The sequence below is a fragment of the Mesorhizobium sp. M0954 genome, from assembly GCF_040319155.1.
Taxonomy (GTDB): domain Bacteria; phylum Pseudomonadota; class Alphaproteobacteria; order Rhizobiales; family Rhizobiaceae; genus Mesorhizobium.
Genome location: NZ_JAMYNR010000007.1, coordinates 152,880 through 177,677 on the forward strand (window position 1 = coordinate 152,880; position 24,798 = coordinate 177,677).

The 24,798-nt window shown below is 61.9% G+C and carries 32 protein-coding genes; 12 read left to right on the top strand and 20 right to left on the bottom strand.

Annotated features, from left to right (window positions below; genetic code table 11):
- Positions 1 to 21: 21 nt before the first annotated feature.
- Positions 22 to 210, top strand: a complete 189-nt coding sequence (locus NKH93_RS11980; protein WP_023674705.1) for a DUF3008 family protein — start codon at positions 22 to 24, stop codon at positions 208 to 210.
- Between the two features lie 90 nt (positions 211 to 300).
- Here NKH93_RS11980 and NKH93_RS11985 read toward each other — a convergent pair whose 3' ends face one another.
- Positions 301 to 513, bottom strand: coding sequence for a hypothetical protein (locus NKH93_RS11985; protein ID WP_023674706.1), 213 nt, complete (start codon positions 511 to 513; stop codon positions 301 to 303).
- Positions 514 to 893: 380 nt separating this feature from the next.
- Between NKH93_RS11985 and rpsD the strand changes: the two genes are divergently transcribed.
- From rpsD to NKH93_RS12005, 4 genes are all read left to right on the top strand, one after another.
- Positions 894 to 1,511, top strand: a complete 618-nt coding sequence (gene rpsD, locus NKH93_RS11990; RefSeq protein ID WP_023717376.1) for a 30S ribosomal protein S4 — start codon at positions 894 to 896, stop codon at positions 1,509 to 1,511.
- A gap of 152 nt (positions 1,512 to 1,663) precedes the next feature.
- On the top strand, positions 1,664 to 2,551 hold the full coding sequence (gene ttcA / locus NKH93_RS11995; RefSeq protein ID WP_352738028.1) for a tRNA 2-thiocytidine(32) synthetase TtcA: 888 nt from the start codon (positions 1,664 to 1,666) through the stop codon (positions 2,549 to 2,551).
- Positions 2,541 to 3,368, top strand: coding sequence for an inositol monophosphatase family protein (locus NKH93_RS12000; RefSeq protein ID WP_352474639.1), 828 nt, complete (start codon positions 2,541 to 2,543; stop codon positions 3,366 to 3,368). Before ttcA ends, NKH93_RS12000 begins: the two co-directional genes overlap by 11 nt.
- A gap of 49 nt (positions 3,369 to 3,417) precedes the next feature.
- Positions 3,418 to 3,825 carry a UCP034077 family protein gene (locus NKH93_RS12005; protein ID WP_352474640.1) on the top strand — a complete coding sequence of 136 codons (408 nt, stop codon included), beginning with the start codon at positions 3,418 to 3,420 and terminating at the stop codon, positions 3,823 to 3,825.
- Between the two features lie 18 nt (positions 3,826 to 3,843).
- On the opposite strand, the gene NKH93_RS12010 is transcribed toward NKH93_RS12005, so the two are convergent.
- Together NKH93_RS12010 and grxD are read right to left on the bottom strand one after the other, a co-directional pair.
- Positions 3,844 to 5,043, bottom strand: a complete 1,200-nt coding sequence (locus tag NKH93_RS12010) for a multidrug effflux MFS transporter (RefSeq protein WP_502893744.1) — start codon at positions 5,041 to 5,043, stop codon at positions 3,844 to 3,846.
- A 207-nt stretch (positions 5,044 to 5,250) separates the two neighbouring features.
- Complete coding sequence (gene grxD, locus NKH93_RS12015) at positions 5,251 to 5,586, bottom strand: Grx4 family monothiol glutaredoxin (protein WP_023674712.1); 336 nt, start codon at positions 5,584 to 5,586, stop codon at positions 5,251 to 5,253.
- 163 nt (positions 5,587 to 5,749) lie between these two features.
- Here grxD and NKH93_RS12020 point away from each other — a divergent pair, with 163 nt between their 5' ends.
- Positions 5,750 to 6,556, top strand: a complete 807-nt coding sequence (locus NKH93_RS12020; protein WP_352874205.1) for a phosphodiester glycosidase family protein — start codon at positions 5,750 to 5,752, stop codon at positions 6,554 to 6,556.
- Positions 6,557 to 6,568: 12 nt separating this feature from the next.
- On the opposite strand, the gene NKH93_RS12025 is transcribed toward NKH93_RS12020, so the two are convergent.
- The 3 genes from NKH93_RS12025 to NKH93_RS12035 all read right to left on the bottom strand — a co-directional run bounded on the left by NKH93_RS12025 (position 6,569) and on the right by NKH93_RS12035 (position 10,687).
- Positions 6,569 to 6,802 (bottom strand): BolA/IbaG family iron-sulfur metabolism protein, encoded by a 234-nt coding sequence (locus NKH93_RS12025; protein ID WP_023674714.1) that lies wholly within the window; start codon positions 6,800 to 6,802, stop codon positions 6,569 to 6,571.
- 86 nt (positions 6,803 to 6,888) lie between these two features.
- Positions 6,889 to 9,126 carry a phosphoribosylformylglycinamidine synthase subunit PurL gene (purL, locus tag NKH93_RS12030; protein ID WP_352970452.1) on the bottom strand — a complete coding sequence of 746 codons (2,238 nt, stop codon included), beginning with the start codon at positions 9,124 to 9,126 and terminating at the stop codon, positions 6,889 to 6,891.
- Between the two features lie 148 nt (positions 9,127 to 9,274).
- On the bottom strand, positions 9,275 to 10,687 hold the full coding sequence (locus NKH93_RS12035; RefSeq protein ID WP_352970454.1) for an aminotransferase-like domain-containing protein: 1,413 nt from the start codon (positions 10,685 to 10,687) through the stop codon (positions 9,275 to 9,277).
- Between the two features lie 93 nt (positions 10,688 to 10,780).
- Between NKH93_RS12035 and NKH93_RS12040 the strand changes: the two genes are divergently transcribed.
- Positions 10,781 to 11,032 (top strand): DUF1127 domain-containing protein, encoded by a 252-nt coding sequence (locus NKH93_RS12040; protein WP_352637823.1) that lies wholly within the window; start codon positions 10,781 to 10,783, stop codon positions 11,030 to 11,032.
- Between the two features lie 14 nt (positions 11,033 to 11,046).
- Here the strand turns inward: NKH93_RS12040 and NKH93_RS12045 are convergent, their stop codons facing one another.
- The 4 genes from NKH93_RS12045 to purQ are packed head-to-tail and all read right to left on the bottom strand — an operon-like array spanning position 11,047 to position 13,471.
- Entirely contained in the window at positions 11,047 to 11,688 is a 642-nt protein-coding gene (locus tag NKH93_RS12045; RefSeq protein ID WP_352970456.1) for a Pr6Pr family membrane protein, read from the bottom strand.
- A gap of 4 nt (positions 11,689 to 11,692) precedes the next feature.
- The gene (locus NKH93_RS12050; RefSeq protein WP_352449400.1) at positions 11,693 to 12,103 is read right to left on the bottom strand and encodes a hypothetical protein; all 411 of its coding nucleotides are present in this window, start codon (positions 12,101 to 12,103) and stop codon (positions 11,693 to 11,695) included.
- 2 nt (positions 12,104 to 12,105) lie between these two features.
- Complete coding sequence (locus NKH93_RS12055) at positions 12,106 to 12,771, bottom strand: glutathione S-transferase family protein (RefSeq protein WP_352970459.1); 666 nt, start codon at positions 12,769 to 12,771, stop codon at positions 12,106 to 12,108.
- A 31-nt stretch (positions 12,772 to 12,802) separates the two neighbouring features.
- Positions 12,803 to 13,471: a phosphoribosylformylglycinamidine synthase subunit PurQ gene (purQ, locus tag NKH93_RS12060; RefSeq protein WP_352970461.1), complete on the bottom strand. Its 669-nt coding sequence runs from the start codon at positions 13,469 to 13,471 to the stop codon at positions 12,803 to 12,805.
- Between the two features lie 119 nt (positions 13,472 to 13,590).
- Between purQ and NKH93_RS12065 the strand changes: the two genes are divergently transcribed.
- A complete protein-coding gene (locus NKH93_RS12065) occupies positions 13,591 to 14,337 on the top strand; it encodes a hypothetical protein (protein WP_352766805.1) in 747 nt (248 codons plus the stop codon).
- On the opposite strand, the gene NKH93_RS12070 is transcribed toward NKH93_RS12065, so the two are convergent.
- From NKH93_RS12070 to purC, 3 genes are read right to left on the bottom strand one after another with little or no spacing between them, the layout of a single operon-like run.
- Positions 14,323 to 14,541 carry a hypothetical protein gene (locus tag NKH93_RS12070; RefSeq protein ID WP_352766803.1) on the bottom strand — a complete coding sequence of 73 codons (219 nt, stop codon included), beginning with the start codon at positions 14,539 to 14,541 and terminating at the stop codon, positions 14,323 to 14,325. The genes NKH93_RS12065 and NKH93_RS12070 overlap by 15 nt on opposite strands.
- A gap of 18 nt (positions 14,542 to 14,559) precedes the next feature.
- Complete coding sequence (gene purS, locus NKH93_RS12075; protein ID WP_352766801.1) at positions 14,560 to 14,802, bottom strand: phosphoribosylformylglycinamidine synthase subunit PurS; 243 nt, start codon at positions 14,800 to 14,802, stop codon at positions 14,560 to 14,562.
- Between the two features lie 40 nt (positions 14,803 to 14,842).
- On the bottom strand, positions 14,843 to 15,637 hold the full coding sequence (gene purC / locus NKH93_RS12080; RefSeq protein ID WP_023674725.1) for a phosphoribosylaminoimidazolesuccinocarboxamide synthase: 795 nt from the start codon (positions 15,635 to 15,637) through the stop codon (positions 14,843 to 14,845).
- A 270-nt stretch (positions 15,638 to 15,907) separates the two neighbouring features.
- On the opposite strand from purC, the gene NKH93_RS12085 reads away from it, so the two are divergent.
- Both NKH93_RS12085 and NKH93_RS12090 read left to right on the top strand, forming a co-directional pair.
- A complete protein-coding gene (locus NKH93_RS12085) occupies positions 15,908 to 16,228 on the top strand; it encodes a DUF1476 domain-containing protein (protein WP_254817651.1) in 321 nt (106 codons plus the stop codon).
- A 120-nt stretch (positions 16,229 to 16,348) separates the two neighbouring features.
- A complete protein-coding gene (locus NKH93_RS12090; RefSeq protein ID WP_352819666.1) occupies positions 16,349 to 17,122 on the top strand; it encodes an HpcH/HpaI aldolase family protein in 774 nt (257 codons plus the stop codon).
- Positions 17,123 to 17,220: 98 nt separating this feature from the next.
- Here NKH93_RS12090 and NKH93_RS12095 read toward each other — a convergent pair whose 3' ends face one another.
- Complete coding sequence (locus NKH93_RS12095; protein WP_352766961.1) at positions 17,221 to 17,769, bottom strand: RBBP9/YdeN family alpha/beta hydrolase; 549 nt, start codon at positions 17,767 to 17,769, stop codon at positions 17,221 to 17,223.
- 274 nt (positions 17,770 to 18,043) lie between these two features.
- Here NKH93_RS12095 and NKH93_RS12100 point away from each other — a divergent pair, with 274 nt between their 5' ends.
- Positions 18,044 to 18,856, top strand: a complete 813-nt coding sequence (locus NKH93_RS12100) for a VOC family protein (protein WP_352766797.1) — start codon at positions 18,044 to 18,046, stop codon at positions 18,854 to 18,856.
- Position 18,857: 1 nt separating this feature from the next.
- On the opposite strand, the gene NKH93_RS12105 is transcribed toward NKH93_RS12100, so the two are convergent.
- From NKH93_RS12105 to NKH93_RS12120, 4 genes are read right to left on the bottom strand one after another with little or no spacing between them, the layout of a single operon-like run.
- Positions 18,858 to 19,430 (bottom strand): alpha/beta hydrolase, encoded by a 573-nt coding sequence (locus NKH93_RS12105; RefSeq protein ID WP_352637835.1) that lies wholly within the window; start codon positions 19,428 to 19,430, stop codon positions 18,858 to 18,860.
- Complete coding sequence (gene purB, locus NKH93_RS12110) at positions 19,430 to 20,737, bottom strand: adenylosuccinate lyase (protein ID WP_352819670.1); 1,308 nt, start codon at positions 20,735 to 20,737, stop codon at positions 19,430 to 19,432. Before purB ends, NKH93_RS12105 begins: the two co-directional genes overlap by 1 nt.
- A 59-nt stretch (positions 20,738 to 20,796) precedes the next feature.
- Entirely contained in the window at positions 20,797 to 21,297 is a 501-nt protein-coding gene (locus tag NKH93_RS12115) for a hypothetical protein (protein ID WP_352614092.1), read from the bottom strand.
- An 11-nt stretch (positions 21,298 to 21,308) separates the two neighbouring features.
- Entirely contained in the window at positions 21,309 to 22,034 is a 726-nt protein-coding gene (locus tag NKH93_RS12120) for a DUF2259 domain-containing protein (protein ID WP_352501595.1), read from the bottom strand.
- 249 nt (positions 22,035 to 22,283) lie between these two features.
- On the opposite strand from NKH93_RS12120, the gene NKH93_RS12125 reads away from it, so the two are divergent.
- Positions 22,284 to 22,538: a DUF2171 domain-containing protein gene (locus tag NKH93_RS12125; RefSeq protein ID WP_352474015.1), complete on the top strand. Its 255-nt coding sequence runs from the start codon at positions 22,284 to 22,286 to the stop codon at positions 22,536 to 22,538.
- 46 nt (positions 22,539 to 22,584) lie between these two features.
- Here the strand turns inward: NKH93_RS12125 and NKH93_RS12130 are convergent, their stop codons facing one another.
- Positions 22,585 to 23,604, bottom strand: a complete 1,020-nt coding sequence (locus NKH93_RS12130) for a P1 family peptidase (protein WP_352819764.1) — start codon at positions 23,602 to 23,604, stop codon at positions 22,585 to 22,587.
- Between the two features lie 14 nt (positions 23,605 to 23,618).
- Complete coding sequence (locus NKH93_RS12135; protein WP_352819672.1) at positions 23,619 to 24,692, bottom strand: branched-chain amino acid ABC transporter substrate-binding protein; 1,074 nt, start codon at positions 24,690 to 24,692, stop codon at positions 23,619 to 23,621.
- Positions 24,693 to 24,798 lie beyond the last annotated feature (106 nt).

Below are 24,798 nucleotides of genomic sequence, written 5' to 3' on the forward strand. Positions count from 1 at the left end.
TTGGAAACGGGAGAAACCATCATGCCAGCCACCTCAAAAGCCCAGCAGAAAGCGGCCGGCGCGGCATTGTCAGCCAAGCGCGGCGAGACCAAGAAGGGCGCGCTCAAAGGCGCGTCGAAGGGAATGTATAAATCCATGAGCGAAAAACAGCTCGAGGAATTCGCCGAGACCAAGCGCAAGGGCCTGCCGGAAAAGAAGTCGAAACACTGATCGACTGGCCATTCTGACGGCGGATGCCGGTCAATAAAAGGCCCGCGGCTGAGCCGCGGGCCATGAAGTCTCAACGGGCGAGGACGAAAATTACCAGTTCCAGCCCCACCCGCAGCGCCGCACTTTGTAGCGGATCACCTTGCGATGACCGTGGCGCCACACCACCTTCTTCTTGACCACGATGCGGCAGACCTGGTGATGCCTGTGCCCATGCCAATGCCGGGCCTGCGCCGGCTCGGGCGCGACCGCCATCGTGCCGGCCATCACCGCGGCGCCTACCAACGTAAGGAAGAACTTCTTCATGCGAATTCCAGCTCCTCTGACTTCAGTCCCTTCCTGATGCCGCTGGCGCAACCTCCCGCCACATCCGGCACGTTCTACAACCGTAACACTATCCGGTTCGGCGATTCGCGCCAGCCAGAAGCTTGACAGCGGTTAAATCTCCGTTTAACCAGCCCACCAACACCGGGCCGCAATGCCCGGTGGTTTTCCTTATGTGTGCAAGACGTTTGGGAAGCCGGTTTTACTTTCCTTATGTCTTGTTTGAAATGACGTGTCCCGTGGGTTTTCCGTCGCGTTGCGTGGAAAACCCTGTCAGGTCTCGAAAACGGAGGCCAGAGGAGGGCGCGTTTCCTTCACCCGGACCATAAGGTTCCGGGTGCATTGTTTTGAAAGGGAATGCGATGAGCAAGCGCGAATCCGCGAAGTACAAGATCGACCGCCGTCTTGGCGAAAACATCTGGGGCCGCCCGAAGTCCCCGGTCAACAAGCGTGAATACGGCCCCGGCCAGCATGGCCAGCGTCGCAAAGGCAAGCTTTCCGATTTCGGCCTGCAGCTGCGCGCCAAGCAGAAGCTGAAGGGCCACTATGGCGACGTTTCGGAAAAGCAGTTCCGCAAGGTCTATGAAGAGGCGGACCGCCGCAAGGGCGACACCTCGGAGAACCTGATCGGCCTGCTCGAATCGCGCCTCGACGCGGTCGTCTACCGCGCCAAGTTCGTGCCGACCATCTTTGCGGCGCGCCAGTTCGTCAATCACGGCCACGTCAACGTCAACGGCAAGCGCGTCAACATCGGCTCGTACCGCTGCAAGCCGGGCGATGTCATCGAAGTGCGCGAGAAGTCGAAGCAGCTGGTCATCGTGCTGGAATCGGTGGGCCTGGCCGAGCGCGACGTGCCCGATTATATCGAGGCCGATCACAACAAGATGACCGCGGCTTTCACGCGCATCCCCGGCCTGGCGGACGTTCCGTTTGCCGTGCAGATGGAACCGAACCTGGTCGTCGAGTTCTATTCGCGCTGATCGGCGCGTTCGTCGCGATACAATCGAAGGCCGCCCGTCGAGGCGGCCTTTTCTTTTTCGTTCCTTTTCCACGGCGTGATTCCGAAATCGATTTCGGTTTCCGGTCCGATGCGCTACTGCGGGCGGCAACAGGATCTTGGGGCCGACGCGCCATGAATATGCTGCCAGACGCCGAAACACTCGAACCGGTCGCCGATACCGAAGGCGGCTTTCATCCGCTGTTTGCCGATGTGCCGTCCTCCGTCGAGTTCAACAAGCTGCGCAAGCGGCTGTTGCGGCTTGCCCGCCAGGCGATCGACGATTTCGCCATGGTGAGACCCGGCGACCGTTGGCTGATCGCTCTGTCGGGCGGCAAGGATTCCTACGGCCTGCTTGCCGTGCTGCTCGATCTCAAATGGCGCGGGCTGCTGCCGGTCGAGCTGTTGGCCTGCAATCTCGACCAGGGCCAGCCGAACTTTCCCAAGCACATATTGCCCGATTATCTCGATAGCCATGCCATTCCGCATCGCATCGAATATCAGGACACCTATTCGGTGGTCACCGACAAGCTGGCCGAGGGCAGCACCTATTGCTCGCTGTGCTCGCGGCTGCGGCGCGGCCATCTCTATCGCATTGCCCGCGAGGAGGGCTGCTCGGCGCTGGTGCTCGGTCATCACCGCGAGGACATACTGGAAACCTTCTTCATGAACCTGTTCCATGGCGGACGCCTCGCCGCCATGCCGCCGAAGCTGCTCAACGACGAAGGCGATGTCATGGTGCTGCGGCCGCTCGCCTATTGTGCGGAAGCCGATCTCGAGAAATTCGCCGGCGCCATGAAGTTCCCGATCATTCCGTGCGATCTGTGCGGTAGCCAGGAAGGCCTGCAGCGCAACGCCATGAAGGCGATGCTCGACGACATCGAGAAGCGCATGCCCGGCCGCAAGGACACGATGATCCGCGCCATGACCAATGTGCGGCGTTCGCATCTGCTCGACAGGAAGCTGTTCGATTTCGCCGCCCTCAACGAAACCCTCACCACCAGGCGTCCCGATGACATTTGACGATAGCGCGATCGACTGGCTTGCCGACCTTCTGTCGGAAGCCGCCGTCGCCGAGATCATGCCGCGCTTTCGCCGGTTGAGCGAGGGCGACGTCCGTCGCAAGACCTCGGCCGCCGATCTCGTCACCGAGGCCGACATCAATGCCGAACGGCGCATCACCGCCAGGCTGCGCCAGCGTTATCCCCACGCAATGATCGTCGGCGAGGAGGCCTGCTCCGACGACCCGACGCTGCTCGACGGTCTCGGCGATGCCGAACTCGCCTTCGTCATCGACCCGGTCGACGGCACCTTCAACTTCGCCTCCGGCGTGCCGCTTTTCGGCGTCATGCTTGGCGTCGTGATCAAGGGCGAGACGGTCGCCGGCATCATTCACGATCCCGTCGGCAAGGATTGGCTGATCGGCGTTAGTGGCGCCGGCAGCCATATCCGCCATGCCTATGGCGATCTGGAAAAGGTCCATGTCGCCAAACCGGCGCCGATGTCGGAAATGACCGGTGCGGTCTCATGGCACTATGTGCCCGAGCCGGACCGCTCACGTTTGGCGCGCAACCAGACCAAGTCGCTATCGCAGTTCAATTATCGCTGCGCCGCCCACGAATACCGCCTGCTGGCCAGCGGCCACGGCCATTTCGTCGTTTACAACAAGCTGATGCCTTGGGACCACCTGGCCGGCGTGCTGATCCATGCGGAGGCCGGCGGCCATGCCGCGCGCTTCGACGGCAGCGCCTATCTGCCGTCGCATGTCGGGGGTGGCCTGCTGGTCGCGCCGGACCGCGAGAGCTGGCGGGAGCTGCGCCGCGAGCTCTGGGCAGAATAGCTCTTCGCTGCCAAAGTTGTCCAATCTTGTGCGAAACCGGAGATCTCGAATGAAACCTCGGTCCGCAATTGTTGCAACGGCCTTTGCCCTTGCCTTGGTTGCCGGTGTCAATGAAGCAAGCGCTGGGGAACGCGCATGTCGCAGTCCCGACTCCGTCGACACCATAGACGAGATGTTCTCCGCGATCTTCGCCTGTTGGAAGCCGCCGCGCGGAACCGCGGGCATGACCCTGACACTGCAGTTCTCAATTCGCCGAAACGGCACGCTTATCGGCAAGCCGCGCGCCACCTACTCCCATCTAGGGGACGATGGTCCGCTCAACCGAGCCTTCGTGGCTTCCGTCCTCGAGGCGCTCGACAAGGCTCTTCCACTGCCCGTTTCGGACAGTATGGGTGGAGCAATCGCAGGACGTACGCTGTTCCCTCGCTTCACCGCGGTCAGTGAGGGTGCATCCTAGGCGCACGCGCAATGTGCATTAAACCGGCGGGTTATGCGGCTGGAACAGTCTGCCGCGCTCGGCCAGCAGGATCATCAGCAGCGCCGCCACCGACACGCTGCAGAACCCGGCGGCCAGCGGCGTCACCGTGCCGTTGAAGGCTTGGCCGATCAGCGTGCCGAGAATGCCGCCAAGAAATGTCTGCATGAACCCAAGGATCGACGATGCAGTGCCGGCCAGGTGCCCCAGCGGCTCCATGGCAAGCGCGTTGAAGTTCGCGCCAAGCGCGCCGAACGGGACCATGGCGCAGGCAAAGAAGGTAATGAAGAGCCAGAGCGGCATCTTTATTTCGATGGAAACGACCAGCCAGGCAAGGCTGATGGCCAGAAACAGCAGCAGCGCGCTTTGCGACAGACGGCGCATGCCGATGCGGCCGACGAGGCGCGAGTTGAGGTAGTTCGAAAAAGCAAGTACGCCGGCAACCCCCGCGAAGATGACGGGGAACATCTCGCCGACATTGAATACGCTGACATAGATCTGCTGGGCCGAGGCGATGAAGCCGAACATGGCGCCGAAGATGAAGGTGCTGGCGAAGGCATAGCAGAGCGCGATGCGGTTGGTGAGAACGATGCGGAAGCCGCCGATGATGGAGGACAGCGTCAGCGGCCGGCGATATTCGGGGTGTAGTGTCTCGGGCAGGCGCAGCAGCGACCAGGCGGACACGATCAGCGCGCCGGCTGCCATGGTGACGAAGATCACATGCCAGGTCGCAAACAGCATGATGAACTGGCCGATACCGGGCGCCACCACCGGAATGGCCATGAACACCATGAAGATCAAGGACATGACTTCGGCCATGCGCCTTCCGTCGAACGTATCGCGCACGATCGAGACGGCAATGACGCGCGTCGCCGCCGCGCCGATGCCTTGCACCGCCCGGCATAGCAGAAGCGTGGCGAATGACGGGGCGATTGCCGCAGCGCCGGCCGCCAGGACGTAGATCACCAGCCCTGCGACAAGCGGCGCGCGGCGCCCGAAGCGGTCCGAGATCGGCCCGAAGAACAGCTGTCCGCCGCCAAAGCCAAGGATATAGGCGGTGACAACATATTGCCGGTGGTTTTCATTTTCGATGCCAAGCGAAGCGCCGATCTGCTGCAGCGCCGGCAAAATAATGTCGATTGCCAGCGAATTGAGCGCCATCAGCGCCGCGCACAGCGCAATGAATTCCCAGCGCGGAATGGGCAAGGTGCTTGCCTTTTGCTGCGCTTGTGCTTGCTGATCCAAGGCCAGTCCGATCCTCAAACGAAAATGCGCCGGCTGGCCGACGCATCCATTCGTTGATTGCCCGATAGCGGGCAGAACTTTTTGCCAAGGTGGGGGCTGCCCCGGCGCTTAGCGCATGACCCCCGAAAATCGCAGGCGGAAGGTCATACGCAGAAACAGAAGTCAGGCGGCGCCTTTGACGCTGACGCCCTTTTCGACGAGGAAGGTCTGCAATTCGCCCGCCTGGAACATCTCGCGGATGATGTCGCAGCCGCCGACGAACTCGCCCTTGACGTAGAGCTGCGGGATGGTCGGCCAGTTGGAATAGTCCTTGATGCCTTGCCGCAGTTCGGCCGACGTCAGCACGTCGACGCCCTTATAGTCGGCGCCGATATAGTCGAGGATCTGCACGACCTGGCCGGAAAATCCGCATTGCGGGAAGCCGGGCGTGCCCTTCATGAAGAGAACGACGTCGTTGCCCTTCACTTCATTGTCGATGTAGTCGTTGATGCCGCTCATGGAATACCCTTTCATGCCTGTGGGAGTCAGGCTCGAACATTACCCTTCAAATAAACCCATGGGTTGCGCGAAACAAGATGTTTGCCGCCTTGCCATGCAAATGGCGCAAAGGAACGTCTGATCTTGGGCCAAGAGCGTTGGCCACCATCTTTCCCGAGGCGCGATGAGAAGACGATATCTCGCCGGGTTCCTCCTCGCCGTTCTGTTCGCCGCACTGTCCTTGATCTGGTGGGCCAGGTCGCCGAGACAGCCATCTCTCGTCGTCGGCGGTGAATTACCGGCGCCGTGCCGCGACGCGAGCTTCGAGGCGGTCGCCTATGTCGTCTGCGAAATCGATCTGCGCCACTATGACATCGGTGTGTTCCACGCAGGCCTTGACGGCAAGGCTTTCGGTTCACTGGACAAATTCGACAAGGCGATGGCGGATCATGGCCGGCCGGTGCTGCTCGCCATGAACGCCGGCATGTATCACCAAGACCTGACTCCGGTCGGCCTTCTCGTCGAAGACGGCCGGGAGAAGGCGCCGATCAACGTCGCCGACAGCGAAGGGAATTTCTTCCTGAAACCGAATGGCGTCTTCCTGGTCCGGAAGGACGGCAAGGCGGCGGTCATGGAGACAAGCGCCTATGCTGCGACCAGACTGGACGTGATGTTTGCCACGCAATCCGGCCCGATGCTGGTGATCGACGGCCGGCTTCATCCCCGCTTCGAGCAAAACGGCACATCGCGCTATATCCGCAATGGCATCGGCGTGCGTGACGAAAACACTGTCGTGCTGGCGATCTCGCGCTCTGAGGTCAGCCTCGGCAGCTTCGCGCGACTGTTTCGAGATGCGCTCAATTGTCCCAACGCGCTTTTCTTCGACGGGGTCGTTTCGGCGCTGTCGAACGGCGAGCGGATGATTGTGGGTGGAAGCTATCCGGTCGGGCCGATCATCGCCGTGACCGGTAAGAAGCTTGCGAGCCGGTAACTGCAAGAGAGCTCAGTCCGGCACGCTGGTCTGCAGGGCAAGCGCGTGCAACACGCCGCCCATATTGCCCTTCAGCGCGTCATAGACCATCTGGTGCTGCTGGACCCGGCTTTTCCCGCGAAAGCTTTCGGCCACAACCTCAGCCGCATAATGGTCGCCGTCGCCGGCCAGGTCGCGAATCGTCACCTTGGCGTCGGGAATGCCTTCCTTGATCAGCCGTTCGATGTCGTGGGCGTCCATTGCCATATGAGGATTCCTTGTTCAGGTCGTGATCTCATAGATATGGTCGAAATGGCGGATGAACCACAGGGAAAGGGGCCCACTCGATCACTTCACGGGTCCACGACCTCATTTGCCATGAAGCGGGGGAACCAGGATTCGTGGGCGGCGGTCAATTCGCTGACCGGTATCGCACGCGCCTCGCCCAGCTTCAGGTCGCTGCCGCCGGTCGAGCCGATCCACGGCGCAAAAACGCCGAGGTTGTTTTGTTGTTCGCGAATGGCGTCCCATTGCTCGCTCTGCGGGTCGATCGACAGCGTCAGCAGATAACGGCCCTGGTCCTCGCCGAACCAGACGGGGATTGGATCCGTACCGATCAGGCCGGGGATGGTCGCGCCGATGCCGGAGGCCATCGCCATCTCGGCCAGCGCCACCGCGATGCCGCCATCGGAAACGTCATGCGCCGCGGTAACGACACCGGAGGCGATCAGTGCCCGCACATGGTCGCCGACCCGCTTCTCGTGGCCGAGATCGACCGGCGGCGGCGGGCCGTCGGCGCGGCCAAAGATGTCGCGCATATAGACCGACTGGCCAAGATGCGAGCCCCATATCGTCGGCGCGCCGACCAGCACGATCATCTGGCCTTCGGCGGCAAAGCCGATGCGCACCATTTTCGACCAGTCGGCAATCAGACCGACGCCGCCGATGGTCGGTGTCGGCAGGATGCCCTGTCCGTTGGTCTCATTATAGAGGGAGACGTTGCCGGAGACGATCGGAAAGCCAAGCGCCCGGCAGGCATCGCCGATGCCTTTCACAGCACCAACCAGCTGGCCCATGATCTCCGGCCGTTCCGGATTGCCGAAATTGAGGTTGTCGGTGGCCGCGAGCGGCAGAGCGCCGGTGGCGGTAAGATTGCGCCAGCATTCGGCAACCGCCTGCTTGCCGCCCTCGTAAGGGTCGGCCTCGCAATAGCGCGGCGTCACGTCGGAGGAGAAGGCGAGCGCCTTGGTCGGGTGGCCATCGACGCGCACGACACCGGCGTCGCCGCCGGGAAGCTGCAGGGAATTACCCTGGATCAGCGTGTCGTACTGCTCCCAGACCCAGCGGCGCGAGGAAAGGTCCGGTCCGCTCAGCAGCTTGAGCAGTGCGTCGGCCACATCGGCTTGCGGTGCATCGCCGGCCAGCGGCGCCGGCTTCTTCGGCTCGACCCAGGGACGGTCATATTCCGGCGCTTGATCGCCGAGATCCTTGATCGGCAGGTTGGCGACCTCGTCGCCCTGGTGCAGCACGCGAAAGCGCAGATCGTCGGTAGTCTTGCCGACGATGGCAAAGTCGAGGCCCCATTTGTGGAAGATCGCCTCGGCCTGTTTTTCCTTTTCGGGGCGCAGCACCATCAGCATGCGCTCCTGGCTCTCCGAAAGCATCATCTCATAGGCGCTCATGCGCTCTTCACGCACCGGCACCTTGTCGAGATCGAGCTCGATGCCGAGGTCGCCCTTGGCGCCCATCTCGACCGCCGAGCAGGTGAGGCCGGCGGCACCCATGTCCTGGATGGCGATAACGGCGCCGGACGCCATCAGTTCGAGGCAGGCTTCGAGCAGGCATTTTTCGGTGAACGGATCGCCAACCTGCACGGTGGGCCGCTTCTCGTCGATCTTGTCGTCGAACTCGGCCGAGGCCATGGTGGCGCCGCCGACACCGTCGCGCCCGGTCTTGGCGCCGAGATAGACCACCGGCAGGCCAACACCCTTGGCTTCCGACAGGAAGATCGCATCAGTCTTGGCAAGCCCCGCCGCAAAGGCATTGACCAGGATGTTGCCATTGTAGCGGGCGTCGAAATTGACCTCGCCGCCGACTGTCGGCACGCCGAAGGAATTGCCATAGCCGCCGACGCCGGAAACGACACCGGCAACGAGGTGCCTGGTTTTGGGGTGGTCCGGCGCGCCGAAGCGCAGCGCGTTCATCGCCGCGATCGGCCGCGCGCCCATGGTGAAGACATCGCGCAGGATGCCGCCGACGCCGGTCGCAGCTCCCTGATAGGGCTCGATATAGGAGGGGTGGTTATGGCTCTCCATCTTGAAGACGACGCAGTCGCCGTCGCCGATGTCGACCACGCCGGCATTCTCGCCCGGGCCCTGGATGACTTGCGGCCCGGTGGTCGGCAGCGTGCGCAGCCACTTCTTCGAGGATTTGTAGGAACAATGCTCGTTCCACATCGCCGAAAAAATACCAAGTTCGGTAAAGCTCGGTTCGCGCCCGACGAGGTCGAGGATGCGCTGGTACTCGTCGGGCTTCAGCCCGTGCGCGGCAATGAGTTCAGGAGTGATCGGCACGGAATTGGAAATGGTCATGATCGGCAATTGTGTCCTTGGGATCGAGTCCCGTCTTATCGCAAGCTTTGCAGCCGATACACCCCGTTAGATGACTAAAACGATGGAAAGCAACAGCTGACGGTAAGTAGCGAAAGATCGCCACTTGACCCGCCGGTTTCAAGCCGGTTCAGGAAAAGCTGTCGTAGCCGGCGCGGCCCTCGTCCAGAAGCCGCCGGATCACCGCGACGCCGTGCGCGATATCGTCCCGCTGTCGCGGCTGCGAGATGCCAAACCGCACGCCGTGAAAGGCCTGTTCGGAACGCCCTGCCTTGAACTCATCCTCGTCGTCGATGAGCACGCCATGTTCGAGGCAGGCCTGTTTGAAAGTGCCGGAAAGCCACGGGTCGGGCAAAGTGAGCCAGACGAACGGCACATTATCCAGCGCCTTGAACTCGAAGCCGTCGAGTGTCTCGCGCACGATCGCGATGCGCGCACCGATCTCGGCAATGCTGCGCTTGCGCACCTCAGCGGCCTGACCGGACAGCACCAGCCGGCTGCCCACCTCCGCCGGCAGAAAGGGCAGGCCGCCCGTCATCATCTTGTGGGCAACCCGGATGCGGTGACGATAGGCCGGCGGGCAAGCGAGCCAGCCGCCGCGAACACCCGCCGCAACCGATTTCGACAGGCCGCCGGCAACGATGGTCCGTTCGGGAGCATATTCGGCCATTAAAGGCGTTGGGTCATCGGTCAGTCCGCCATAGAGATCGTCCTCGATCAGGACGACGTTATATTGACGGGCGACATGCGCGATTGCCTCGCGGCGCGATGCCGACAGCGTTGTCAGCGTCGGGTTCTTGGCCGTCGGCATCAAAAACATCATCTTCGGGTGCTTTTGTGCGCAGACGCGCTCGAAATCCTGGGGATCGATGCCCTCGTCGTCAGTCGCCACCAGTGCGGTCCGGCGACCGATCAGGCCGGCACTGCGCGAGATCTGCGAATAGGTGAGGTGCTCGAAGACGACATAGTCGCCGGGGGCGGTGAGCCCCGCAATGGTTGCCATCACCGCGGCGTGGGTGCCGAGCGTGGGAACGATTGCATCCGCCGCCGGGCGATAGGAATTGCGCGACAGCCAGCGCCTGCCCGCTTCGAACCAGCGGTCCGGGAAATCACGAGTATAGCTTGAAATCTCATGCGGATGGTCTTGCGCCGTGCGTGTCAACACGTCGGCGACGATGGCACCCTGGCCGACATCCGGTGCGGCGGTGCTATCGAAGCGCAGCTTGTCGCCGGGCGCATCCATATAGCGCGTGCCTTGTTCGACCGGCCCCAGGAAATCCGCCTTTGCGCTCTCCGACCGTTGAGCGAGAACATAGGTTCCGCGGCCGACCTCGCCGCTGACCAGTCCCCGCTCGCGCAGCAATTGATAGGCCCTGCCGACCGTGCCGACGGTCGTGCCGATGTCGTATGCCAGATCGCGCTGCGGCGGCAGCTTTGCCCCTGCACCGATCAAGCCGCGGTCGATGTCCGTCTCGATGGAAGCGGCAAGCCGCTGATAGAGCGGGCCAGTGCCGCCGGTAAGGTCTGGAAGCCAAGTTGTCATGGTGACAATTTTCTACATTGCACCGAAGTGAGAGTCAATACATATGAAACGGGCAATACAAAAGGGCACAATTGCAATCTTGGCAGAAAGAAAATGGGTACAATAGAGACAATCCGCTACGCCGCAGTTGAATTGCAGGTGCAGGTGGCGCGCCCGCCGGGCAGGCCAACCTATGTCAGTCGGCTGGTGCGTACGCTCAGATCCTTCGCGAGGTGGATTGACGGGTTAATGGATCGCCGGCGCAGCCGGCTGGTCCTGCTCGAGATGACCGACGCCCAGCTCAAGGACATCGGCATTTCGCGCTGCGATGCCCATCGTGAAGGTCTGAGGCCGTTCTGGGACTGATGCGTTCGAGCGCTTTAGCGGACGCCCGCCGCCCTGATCCGCGTGACACCGTGGTCCACAAGCACCGCCACAATGCATAGCATCAGAAAGAGCCCGGTGATGGCCAGAGCCGAGACGGCGACGCTGGTCGCGCCGTTCTTGGCGAGATCGAGGAACGGGTAGGGCACTTCACCGGCAATCGGCGCCCGCAGCAGCGCGTAGGCCAGATAGGCGATCGGATAGATCATCCACCAGGAGATGTCGCGCCACCGCGTCGAGCCGTCGGCGCCGGCAACAAGCCACCACAGCACGAACAGCACCGGCGTCACATAGTGCAGGAGCACGTCGCAGAGCAGGAACAAGCCTTGCGGGTGCCAAAGCTGCGCCAGAACCGTGGCATAGACGATGAGGACCAGGGTTATGGCGACGGCGATGCCCGCTCGCACTCGCGGCGCGGCAAAGGCCGGGAACCAGGCATGACCGCTGGACGACAGCAGCGACGCATGGACGAGCACCGCGCCGATATTGGTCAGGATGGTGAAGAAGCTGAAATAGCGGACGAGCGAGCCGAGCAGGCTGCGACCGGCTTCCATCGATGCCGGAATGGTGATGCAGGTTTGCAGGACGAGCGCGGCCAGACCTATGACCAGACCTGATATCTGCAGCACGCGACCCATTGGGCTAGGCAGCAGCGCCGCAGGCCGGATTGCCCGCCTGCCAGCGGGCAATGTCCGAGCCGATGCGCGCGCCGAGCGGTTCCGCCATCAATGGGCCGAACACGTCGACGCGGCTCGAATTGCCTTGCGCTTGCACGACCAGCAACGGCTTTCCACCATAATGTTTGGCCGGCACCAGCAGGAAACGCGGCGTGCCGCTAAACGAATTCAGTTCGTTGGCCATCTGGTAAGATTTGAAGGCAGGGTCCTTGCTGGCGATCCAGCATTTGTGGGCAGCGATTGCCACCTGTTCCATGGCAAGCAGTGACGCGCTCTTGCCCGCCGGCGCCGGCGTGCTCTTCGGGCCTGACTGGCATGAGGCGAGTACAAGCCCGGCGGCAGTAGCGACGGCGAGGCGCGTGGTCGTCGGTGTCATGTTCAAGCGGCGCCCATCTCGAGTTCGGACAGAAAGATCTTCAGACCGTCTGTCATCTCACCCCAGACGCGCGACAGCGCCGGATGCTGCAAGGCGATTTGCTCGTAGGCATCGAATTTCGGATAGGCGTCAAGCAAATCGGGGCGGCCGATCGTTGTCCTGAAATTGTTGAAGACGAACCGGGTCGGCGTCAACCACGCATCGGCAAAGGAGATGTCGTCGCCGAGCGCGAACGGGCCATGCGCCATGCGGGCCTCGATTGCCGCAAGCCCGTGATGCAATCGGGCGAACTGTGCCTTGATCTCCGCCTCGTTGCGCTGCGGCACGAAATGGAGCTCGAACAGCTTCATGGTCGGGGCGAGCACGTCGAGGTCGGTAATGCGGGCGAACATGCGCACCAACGCCCGGTCTTTCGTATCCTTGGGCAGCAGCGCCGGCTCGGGGAAACGCTCCTCCAGATATTCGGCAATGACTACCGATTCGACGATCGTTTCGCCGGAACCGGTGATCAGCACCGGAATCCTGTTGAGCGGCGAGATGGCACGAAATGCCTCGGGGATGGGAAACCCCGGCGGCGGTGCAATGAGCTTGAGCGGCACGTTCTTGATGTAGGCCAACGCCCGCACGATCGACGAATAGGGCGACAACGGCCGCGAATAGAGTTTCATGACCGTCGCTCCAGGAGGAAAATTGAAGGCATCAAGCGGCGATGCCCAGCGCGCTTTCGAACAGCGCCCGGCCGTCGCTGCCGCCATGCGCCGCTTCGATCAGGTTCTCGGGATGCGGCATCAGGCCGAGCACATTGCCGCGGCCGTTGACGATACCGGCAATGTCGTTGATCGAGCCGTTGGGATTGGTGCCTACGGCATAGCGGAACACCACCTGGCCTTCGCCTTCGAGGCGGGCCAGCGTTTCGGCATCGGCAAAATAATTGCCGTCATGGTGCGCCACCGGCGCGCGGATGATCTGGCCCGGCTGATAGCGGCGGGTAAACATCGTGTTGGCGTTGGCGATCTGCAGCTTCACCTGACGGCAGACGAATTTCAGCGAGGTATTGCGCATCAATGCGCCCGGCAGCAGGCCGGCCTCGACCAGGATCTGGAAGCCGTTGCAGACGCCGATGACCATGACGCCCATGGCCGCCTTTTCGGCCACCGCCCGCATTACTGGCATGCGCGCGGCAATCGCGCCGCAGCGCAGATAATCGCCGAAGGAAAAGCCGCCGGGAATGGCGATCAGGTCGACATCGGGAATTTCGGTGTCGGTCTGCCAGACGGTGACCGGCAGCGTGCCGGAAATCTTGGTCAGCGCCGCGATCATGTCGCGGTCGCGATTGAGGCCGGGGAGCAGGACGACGGCTGATTTCATGGCGTGTCCAATTGAATCAAGAGGCATATCCAAGTTTGGCGTATCGGCGGCGTATTCACGGGTCAAGCGGCAGTTAAGGCTTTTGGGCTATTTAACGACGGCAAACCGGGCGAACGCATTTGAAGAGCGGCTGGGAACTGAAATTCGAAGACCGACACTGGGCCGCCGGGGTCTCCGGTGCGATTGTCCTGCTTGTTTCCGCATTTATCTATGCGTTCTTTTCTCAAGCTGACGCAACCTTTGCGACGGCGTTTTCGAAAGCGCTTTCTCTGAAAGTCGATCTCGGGCGGTGCTCCTCGTCTTTTGCCAATCTGATCATGGCGCAGATTTCCTATGCATTGACGATCTGCCTGGTGCTTCTGGGCCTCATGGCGTGCCTTGCCGTGGTTTGTGTTCGAGACGCTGCGAACAGGGCCGGATATCTCAAGCTTCTGCTTGGGACATCTGCGTTCATTCTCATCTTGCTGGCAATGGCGATGAACGACGACGGGTTTTGGCTAAGTTCAACAGGCCGCAGATTTTTCGGGCGGCGATTGAGCATAGCTGACGCATGCCTACAGAGTCACAATACTAATTTTATTCGCATTTACGTGATGAGCATCTGGCTTGGTTTTGGGTCTTGGATGCTTATTATGATGGATATTCTGTGCTTTCGAGCGATAGCTCTCCGTCGAAACCATAACGATTTGCCAACTGACTCGGGGCTGCATGCCGAAATACTGGACATTCATGCTAAATACGGCGGTGTGAGGCGGCCAACCCAGGCTCGACGATGGAAGTTATCGGCAGTGGTAGTGGCGGGCCTCTTTTTGGCCGCAGGAATTCACGGGCTGTACAAACTGGCTCTCGTTTTAGGCGCGCTCTAAGCGGCGTTCGCTATGCCCAAGGCGATCGTCCTGCCGCGCCAGCACACCGTAAATGTTCTTCACATCGCCCTCGGTGGCGATGAGATGACCACGGATCGAACCCAACTCGGACTTTACTTCGCCAAGTGTCAAATCCATCCTGTCCAGCCGCGACTGAATGGATTTGAGGACTTCAAAAATCAGGCTTCCATCGATCTCGGTCATCTACCCTCCGGGACAACCTCAGGTAATGGCCACACTATAATTCTCAATCACCGTATTCGCCAGAAGCTTGTCGCACATGGCTTTCAGATCCGCCTCGGCCTTGGCCTTATCGCCCTCGGCAAGCTCGATATCAAAAACCTTGCCTTGCCGCACCTGGCCGACGCCGCCGAAACCCATTCCGGACAGCGCATGCTCGATTGCCTTGCCTTGTGGGTCGAGCACGCCGTTCTTGAGGGTTACGGTAATGCGGGCCTTGATCACGCTGGACATGCTCCTGTTCACCTGTTGAGCTGGCAAGCCATCAATGTGGCTTGCCTTTGACGCCGTCGGTCGATGCGACGAGCACCGGTCCGGCCGGGCGCGGCGGCTCGTTCTCGTTCATGATGCCGAGGCGGCGGGCAACTTCCTGATAGGCTTCGACCAGCCCACCCATGTCACGGCGGAAACGATCCTTGTCGAGCTTATCCTGTGTCGCCACGTCCCACAGCCGGCAGGAATCCGGCGAGATCTCATCGGCAACGACGATGCGCATCATATCGCCTTCGAATAGGCGGCCGCATTCGATTTTGAAATCGACGAGCTGGATGCCGACGCCCATGAACAGGCCGGAAAGGAAGTCGTTGACGCGAATGGCCAGTGCCATGACATCGTCGATCTCCTGTGGGCTCGCCCAGCCGAAGGCGGTGATGTGCTCTTCCGAGACCATCGGATCGTCGAGCGCATCGGCCTTGTAATAGAATTCGATGATCGAGCGCGGCAGCACGGTGCCTTCCTCGATGCCCAGGCGCTTGGCCAGCGAGCCGGCGGCGACGTTGCGCACCACCACTTCGAGCGGGATGATCTCGACTTCCTTGATCAACTGCTCGCGCATGTTGAGCCGGCGGATGAAGTGGGTCGGAATGCCCATCCGGTTGAGATGGTTGAAGATGTGCTCGGAAATGCGGTTGTTGAGCACGCCTTTGCCATCGACGATTTCATGCTTCTTCTTGTTGAAAGCGGTAGCGTCGTCCTTGAAGAACTGGATCAGCGTGCCAGGCTCCGGTCCCTCATAAAGGATCTTGGCCTTGCCTTCATAAATGCGGCGGCGATTTTTCATCTGATTTTTCTCTGGATTTGCGGGCAGGCGGCAAGCGACCAGTTCCTGTCCGTCTGCCTAAAATAAGACGGCGACGGTGGGGTTCAATGCCGGTGTCTATCCCAATCGCACTGTTTGCTCAATCGGCAAATCCTTTCAATCAACCGCTTTCGGGCACCGAAATGCCGCAGCGCAGCAAGCAATGTAGCATATTGACCGGCCTGCGCCCTTTTGGTTTGTGCTCCGGCAACACATATTGGCACAACGAATCGGATTTCACGGAGGGATGCCATGAGCAGCATGAAAGACCGCGAAGAGGGCTTTGAGCGCAAATTCGCATTCGACGAGGAACTTCGGTTCAAGGCTGCGGCACGCCGCAACAGAGCGCTCGGCCTGTGGGCTGCCGAAAAGCTCGGCAAATCCGGCACCGATGCCGACGCTTATGCCAGGGAAGTGGTCGTCAGCGACATCGAGGAAGCCGGCGATCACGACGTTTTCCGCAAGATACGCAAGGATTTCGATGCGGCGGGCATCGACCAGTCGGACCATCAGATCCGCCGCACCATGGATGAATTGATGGCGCAGGCGATCGAGCAGATCAAGAACACCTGATTTTTCAGCCGGTACCGATCGAATGCTGGACCAATCGACCGCCCGGCCTAACCGCGCGGTTTTTCTTTGCCTTTGCGGTCATTTCCGGCTGAATTGCTGCAAGCAAAGAGGAAATCGCCAATGTCCCTGAAGTCACGCCTTGCGGTCGACGAGACGCTGTTCACCGCATGGTCCGGCGTGCCGGATGCCTTGACGGTCGAGATACTGGCCAGGCAAGGGTTCGACGCGGTTACGCTCGACATGCAGCATGGGGGCCATCACGAGGACAGCGTGCTGCGCGGGCTTGTGCCGGTGCTGGCCGCCAACAAGCCGGCTTTGGTGCGCATCCCGGTCGGCCGCTTCGACATGGCCAGCCGCGCGCTCGACTTCGGCGCCGAAGCTGTGATCGCGCCGATGGTGAATTCAGTGGCGGACGCAAAGCTGTTTGCCGCCGCCATGAAATACCCGCCGCTCGGCGAGCGCTCCTGGGGGCCGACCTATGCTTTTCCGCGCCATGGCAAGGGCGACTATGCCGACTGGCTGCGCGACAGCAACCAGCGCACCATGGCGTTCGCCATGGTCGAAACGCGCGCCGCGCTTGATTCACTCGACGGCATCCTCGACACGCCGGGCATCGACGGGATATTCCTTGGCCCGTCGGATTTCTCGATCGCCTGGTCGAAGGGCACCACCGTCAGTTCGACGCTGGAGAGCATGATGGAGACCGTCGCCTCGATCGCCGAGCGCACCCGCAAGGCCGGCAAGCATGCGGCGATCTATGTGATGGAACCGGCCGTTGCCGGTCGCGTGGTGTCGATGGGCTACCGGCTGCTGGCGTTGGGTTCCGAGCATTCGCTGATTTCGCTTGGGGCAAAGACCCTGCTGAGCAGCGTCAGGGATTCGATCGCTTCCTAGAGCAATTCCAGGAAAAGTGTGAAACGGTTTTCCGTCCGGAATTGCGTCAAAACAAAGAGATAGAGCGGTTCGCCGTTTCCGTGAAACGATGAACCGCTCTAGAGATCCGTGAGGAATTTCGCGAACGTCATCGAGCCTTCAGGCCAGGGGCCGAAGCCGGAATCCGTGTTGAGATGACCGGCATCCCCGGCGTCGATGAACAGCGAGCCCCACGCCGCGGCAATGTCCTCGGCGACGCCGAAGGCGCAGAACGGGTCGTTGCGGCTGGCGATCACCACCGACGGAAACGGCAGCGGGTCGCGCGGATAGGGGCCGAAGGTCATCAGGTGCCTCGGCTTTATCTCTGGATTGGCGACATCGGGCGGCGCCACGAAGAAAGCGCCGGCGACCGGCCTCTCGAACCGAGGCAATGCTTGAATGACCGCCGCGACGCCAAGCGAATGGGCGACGATGACGACCGGCCGCTCGGCCTCGTTAACCGCCTTGGCGACACCGGCCGTCCAATCCTCGCGCACCGGCTTCGACCATTCCGCCTGTTCGACGCGGCGCGCTGTCGATAGTTTCGACTGCCAGCGGCTCTGCCAATGATCAGGGCCGGAATTGGTGTAGCCCGGCACGATGAGAATATCTGCTTCCCTGACTTTCATGGCGCGCATGTAGCGAGAGGCGCTGTCGGGTGCAACCGGATATGAACTAAACAGCGACACGCAAACGGCCGCTCATGAGCCCGGTTCTGCTCGCTATTGTGAACACCCTGTTCGCTTCTTGCGCTCTTGTGTGAACGATCGCGATCAACGATCTGTCGCCAGGAAAGAAGAATGGCTGTTCCGAGATTTTGGCACGGACATGGCGTAGAATGATTGATGGCGCCGGATTGCTGTGTTGGAAGCTTGTCGAGCGCCGCCTGAACGGAGCACTTTGATGAGCGAACTGCCTTTTGCCGCGACGACCCCGGTCAGCGTTGCCCGCGTCGGCTTGCGGGCGCGCGATGCAGACAATCTCGCTGCCTACTATCGCAAAGTCGTCGGTTTGCAGGAACTGAGCCGCGCCGGCGGCACGATTACGCTCGGCGCAGTCCATCGCCCTTTGCTCGACATCGAAGCGGATCCGGCCGCGAAACCCGATGACCCGCGCAGCGCCGGTCTTTTCCACACCGCCTTCCTGCTACCCAGCCGGGCCGATCTCGGCCGCTGGATCAATCACGCCATCGCCGGCAAGATCGGCATCGAGGGCGCATCCGATCATCTGGTCAGCGAGGCTCTTTACCTAACCGATCCGGAAGGCAACGGCATCGAGATCTATGCCGACCGCCGTCCGCAGGACTGGAAATGGAACGGTGACAAGATAGCGATGGCGACGGAGCGGCTGAACATTCCGTCGGTTGTTGCCGAGGTGCCGGCCGGCGACACCGGCTGGCAGGGCGCGCCGGAAAACAGCATTATCGGCCACGTCCATTTGCGGGTCGGCAGGCCGGAAGAAGCCGAAGCATGGTGGCATCAGGAGTTCGGTTTCGACACAGTGGCAAAGTACGGTGGCGCGGCGGTGTTCCTGTCGTCCGGCGGCTATCATCACCACATTGGCGCAAATGCGTGGCAGAGCGCGGGCGCCGGTCGCCGCGATCCCGCCCGCTCCGGCTTGGCCTGGGTCGAGATGCGCTCGGACAATGCCGCAAGCGAGACCACCCGCGAGGATCCGTGGGGCACGGTAATAAGGACGGTTCCCGGTAAGGCGTAGGTTAGAGGTTCGCTTTTTCGAGCAAGCGGCCAAGCATGAGCAGGCCCGCTGGCCATACGCCCAGGCGCGCCTCGTTTCCCATATGGCCGAGATCGCCGGCATCGGCGATATCCGCGCCCCAGGCTGCGGCAAAAGCGGTCGCCTTGTCGAAGGTGACGCGTGGGTCGCTGCGGCTCGCCACCACCAATGTCGGGAAGGGCAGGCGCTTCAGCGGCATCGGCGCGAACGGGCGCACCGCGTCGAATGAGGGATCGGTATCCTCGACATTGGTCGCGGCAACCAGGAATGCCGCCGCGACCTTGTCGAGTTGGCTTTGACTGGCGCCGGCAGCCCACTTCACCGCCGTCGCCACCGCCAGCGAATGCGCAAGCAGCACGACGCGGCGCGGTGCGGCGGCCACCGCGGCATCCACCTGGCCGATCCAGTCTTCAGGCTTTGGCCGGTCCCACTCGGCCTGCAGCACGCGGCTCGAATTGGGGAACACCCGGCACCAATGCGACATCCAATGATCCGGCCCGGAATTGCCGCGCCCGGGCAGGGCGAGGAAATCGAAATCTCCGGCCGACGAAATCATCAGGCTTCTCCAAACACTCGGCTAAAGATCGTATCGACGTGCTTGGTATGATAGCCCAAGTCGAATTTCTCGCGGATCTCGGCCTCGGGCAAGGCTGCGACAACGTCCTTGTCGGCCAAAAGTTCCTCAAGAAAATCAGCGCCTTGCTCCCACACCTTCATGGCGTTGCGCTGCACCAGCCGGTAGGCGTCCTCGCGCGAAACACCGGCTTGCGTCAGCGCCAGCAGCACGCGCTGCGAATGCACAAGGCCACGGAATTTGTTCATGTTCTTCAGCATGTTGTCGGGGTAGACGAGCAGTTTGTCGACAACGCTGGTCAGGCGTGAGAGCGCGAAATCGAGCGTCACCGTCGCGTCGGGCCCGATCATGCGCTCGACCGAGGAATGCGAGATGTCGCGTTCGTGCCAGAGCGCCACATTCTCCATTGCCGGCAATGCGAAGGAGCGCACCATGCGGGCAAGGCCGGTGAGGTTCTCGGTCAGCACCGGGTTGCGCTTGTGCGGCATCGCCGACGAGCCCTTCTGGCCGGGTGAAAAGTACTCTTCTGCTTCGAGTACCTCGGTGCGCTGCAGATGGCGCACCTCGATCGCCAGCCGCTCGATCGACGAGGCGATGACGCCGAGCGTGGCGAAGAACATCGCATGGCGGTCGCGCGGAATCACCTGCGTCGACACCGGCTCGGGCTTCAGTCCGAGTTTCTTGGCCACGTATTCTTCGACGTAGGGGTCGATATTGGCGAAGGTGCCGACCGCACCCGAGATGGCGCAGGTGGCGATGTCCTCGCGTGCGTGCACCAGCCGCTCGCGGCAACGCGAGAATTCGGCATAGGCCTGCGCCAGCTTGACGCCGAAGGTGGTCGGCTCGGCATGGATGCCGTGGCTGCGGCCGATGGTGATGGTGTCCTTGTGCTCGAAGGCGCGGCGCTTGAGCGCCGCAAGCAGCCCGTCAATGCCGGCCAGCAGGATGTCGCTGGCGCGGGTGAGCTGCACGGCAAAACAGGTGTCGAGAACGTCGGAGGATGTCATGCCCTGGTGGATGAAGCGGGCATCCGGCCCGACGAATTCAGCAAGATGGGTGAGAAAGGCGATGACGTCATGCTTGGTGACGCGCTCGATCTCGTCGATGGCGTCGACGTCGAACTTCGCCGCTCCGCCTTTCTCCCAGATGGTCTTGGCGGCCTCCTTCGGGATGACGCCGAGCTCGGCCAATGCGTCGCAGGCGTAGGCCTCGATCTCGAACCAGATACGGAACCGGGTTTCGGGTGACCAGATGGCCACCATTTCCGGCCGGGAGTAGCGAGGGATCATCAGTCGGTCCTGACTTGTGAGAGCATTTGCCCGCGTCCTAACAGAGGCAGGCAAAATGCTCAACGTTGCTGGCGCGCAAACCAGACACTGGCGACAGCGAGTGCAACGAAACCGAGCGGAAAATACAGCCGGATGCCGAGGACGACGAACTGGTAAAGCGCCGTCAACATCGTGAACACGAACTGGAAAACCCAGGTGATGGTGAGCGCGGGTGCATGCCATTGGACATAGTAGGAGCGGTATTGCAGCCCAAAGAGGCCGCCGGTGAAGGTAATTGTCGCGGCGAGAAGGCAGACGAAGGCGGCGGCGAGGGCGATTTCCCAGTGGCGTCCGAGCGAGACGAGCCGCGCCAGAAACAGCCCAACCGGGAAGGCCAGCGCGCCGCCGGCAGCATAAAGCAGCGAGACGAAGCGGACCTTTGCCGGGGTCTCCCAATCGTACTGCAGCAGATTGAGCAGCGCGCTGGCGCCCATCGCTGCCGCCCACAGCAAGGCACCGGCAAATGCGGTGCGCAGCGACGGCAGAGCACGGCGGAGACGGCGCAGAGCGCGATAGCGCATGGCGGGGAACGTCACAGGCGACCGGTTACCGCGATCCAGCGATAGTCCGGCCCTTCGAAGCCGTATTGGCGCACCGCGATCAGCACGGCATAAGCGCTGAGGCTATCCAGCGAAAATGTCTGAACCGCGCCGATCTGGTAGCCATTCGGACAGCCTCTGCTTTGCGGGATCGATTTGTCCTCGTGAATGATCCTCGTCTGGCCGCCATCCTTCGCCTCGATGCGCAGCAGGCGAAAGCCATTGATCTCGCCCTGGCTCTGGCAGCGTTCGGTGTCATTCATGCCGATCTGGTCGAGCCGGAACTCGAGCGGATCGTCGACCGGCGAGAAGATCGGGCGCGGATTGACCACCATGCGGAAGGGATCGGCAGAAAGCTCGGTCACCGGGTTGAAGCCGGCGGTGATGCCGCGATTTGCCGTGAGTTCCGCCTGACTGACGATCGCTTCGCCCCTTTGCCGGGCCTGCAGCCGCGCTGCGGCCACCGTGGCATTCTCGTCGTCGAGCCGGACACGTATCGGCGAGCCCTTCAGGAAACTGTCGTCGGCCGTGTCGATATAATAGCGTGTCGCATAGGGAAATCCCGATCCGTCCTGGACGCCGTATTCCTCGAAGGCAAAGACCCCGCCATCACTGCTGAAGCCGAGGATCTCAAGCTCGGCGACATCGCCTGCGAAGGCGGCGGCCAAAGTTGCAAGCGGGGCAAGCAGGCAGACTGCAAACAGGGCAAGATTTCGCATGGGGCTTTCCATTCCGACGGTCGACGCCCTCAAATTCCTATTACGATGCCGTCAAAAGATCGTGCTGACTGAAACACAAAGTCGATGCATCCAATCCGGCCGTCGTTTGTTATTGTCGGCAACTTCACCGCATCGTGCCTTCCGAAAATCAGGATCGATTTTCGGAAGGCGCGATGCATTGATTCAAAAATGTTTAGAGCGTCCTTTGCGCGTTCAAAGGGACGCGCGGCGCTCTAAGGGAGACCCCCAATGATTGATGCAGCCAAGATTCGCGAACGTATGGAAGTGATCGGCGCCGACGGCGTCCATGTCGGTACCGTCGACAAGGTTGACGGAGATCGCATAAAGCTGACCAAGCGCGACAGCGGCGAGGGCGCTCACAGGGGCCATCACCACTTCATTCCTCTCAGCCTTGTCGCCGAGGTCGAGGGCCAGAAGGTGCGGCTGTCGGCAAACTCGGATGTTGCGGTCACGTTCGAGGAAGAAAAATCCGAACCCACCTGATCATAATCCAGTCTGACTACGGCTCACCCGAATGAGCGTTGCGCGTTCAGCGCGACGACCAGACCGGGAACAGATCGCCCTCGGCCGGCGTCGCGGCAAAGACGCCGCGGCTGATGGCGCGTGCCATCGTGGCGCCGGCCGCGGCGTAGAGATCGACGGCATCGTTGGGTGTGAGCTCAATGCCGCTCTTGCCCGTTGCCAGCGCGAAGACCAGATCGCCGTCTGCGGGCGTGTGTGTCGGCCAAATGGCACGGACAAAGCCGTCATGCGCCGATATCGCCAGACGTTTGGCGGCGGCCTTCGTGAGTACCGCATCGGTGGCGATCACGGCGATGGTCGTGTTGGCGCCGGTTTCCGCCTGTTCTGCCGCATGCTTGTCACGGAACTTCAGCAGGACCTTTCTGGCATCGTCAGGCATCGGGTGGGGATAGCCTAACCCGCCGAACTCGTCGCCGATCTCGAACGGCGCCGCCCAGAAATGGCGGGTCCCTGCGACCGTCACCGAGCCGGTCGGGTTGACGGCGGCGAGCGCGCCGATGGTGACGCCGCTGTCCAGCACTGTCGAGGCCGAGCCGAGCCCGCCCTTCAGGCCGGAACTCAAAGCCCCGCTACCTGCGCCGGCAGTGCCGAGCGCAAAGTCTATCGCAGCGGCTTGCGCGGCTTCGTAGCCAAGGTCACGGTAAGGCGGATACCGGCCCCAATCCTTGTCGCCGCCATTGCGCAGGTCGAACAGGATCGCCGCCGGCACGATCGGCACGCGAAAGCCGCCGACCTCGACGCCGATGCCCCTTTCACGCAGTGCCGCCTGCACCCCCGACGCGGCGTCGAGGCCAAAAGCAGACCCGCCCGAAAGCACCAGGGCATGGATGGCGTGGATCGAATTGTGCGGCTCGAGCAGGTCGGTTTCGCGGGTGCCCGGCGCACCGCCCAGGATTTGCACGCCGGCCACGGCCGGTTCGTCGCAGATGACGGTGGTCACACCGGATTTCAGCTTGGCATTCGCCGCATTGCCGACACGCAGGCCGGCGACGTCGGTGATGAGATTGCGCGGACCCGTATGGAACATCCCTGTGCTGGACATCATTGGCTCTCCGCCGGCACGAAACGGCCGCCGTCGAAACGGAAGGCTCGATAAGAATTTTGCGTCAGGTCACCTTTTTCGTCAAAGCGGATCGGTCCGATCGCCGTGGTGAAGTCATGCGCGGTCAGCACGTTGGCCAGCCTCTCGCCGGAGCTTTGCGTCAATGCTGAAGCCGACTTGGCGATCTCGACCGCGGCATAGGCGGGCAGCGTGTAACCTTCCGGCACGATGTTTTGTCCGGCAAAGCTCTGCAGCACCTTGGGGTCGGCGACATCGGCCCATTCGGGCGGCGCGATCATCAGCGTGCCGACGGCATAAGGCATGTCGCCGAGCGGCGCGCGCAACGCTTCGCCGCCGGCAAACACCATGCCGGTATTTAGCTGGCCAGCATCCCGGCCCATAATGGCGACATCATCGCCGTCGCCGCCGGCAAAGACATGCGTTGCGCCGGCTTTCCTAAGTCGGCCGATCAGGCCAATCTGGTTATCGAGCTGCGGCCGGAACGTGTCGACGAAAACCGGCTTCAGCGCCGCTTGCTCGGCGGCTGCCCGAAACGTCTCGGCCATTTCGCGGCCATAGATCGTGCCGTCGTCGACTATGGCGAACAGCTCGGTCTGCCATAGGCGGGTGAGGATGGCAGCGACGGCATTGCGCTCGTCGTCGCCGCGCGGCCCGAGACGATAGATCGGCCATCCGGTCTTGGCGCGCCGGTCGGTCAGGCTTTCCGTGCGAACGCCGACTGTGATCACCGGTATGCCGGCATCCTTGAGGATCGGCAGAGCCGCCTCGATTGCGTCGGTGCACAAAAACCCGACGACGACGTTGACCTTGGCCGCGGTGAATTCCCGCGCGGCGGCGGCGCCACCGTCGGCCGTGCAGGCGTCATCGATCGTCCTGATCTCGGTACCGTCAGCTTCAGCCGCCATTGTCGCGCCGGCCTCGATCTGTTTGCCGAGGATCGCCGACGGCCCCGACAAAGGAGCCGCGACGCCGACCAGCAGCGTCTCGGCGCTCGCACCACCGGCGACCGAGAGCCAGGCCAGCACCGCTATTGTGGTTGTCGAACGTCGCATGCGAGCGAAGAATTCCTCCACGCCGGTCGCGTGGTTGCCGGCGCCAATGCCGTCAAGACCTAAAGGCTGGCCAGCTTTGGCGCAACACGCGAATTCGGGATATGGG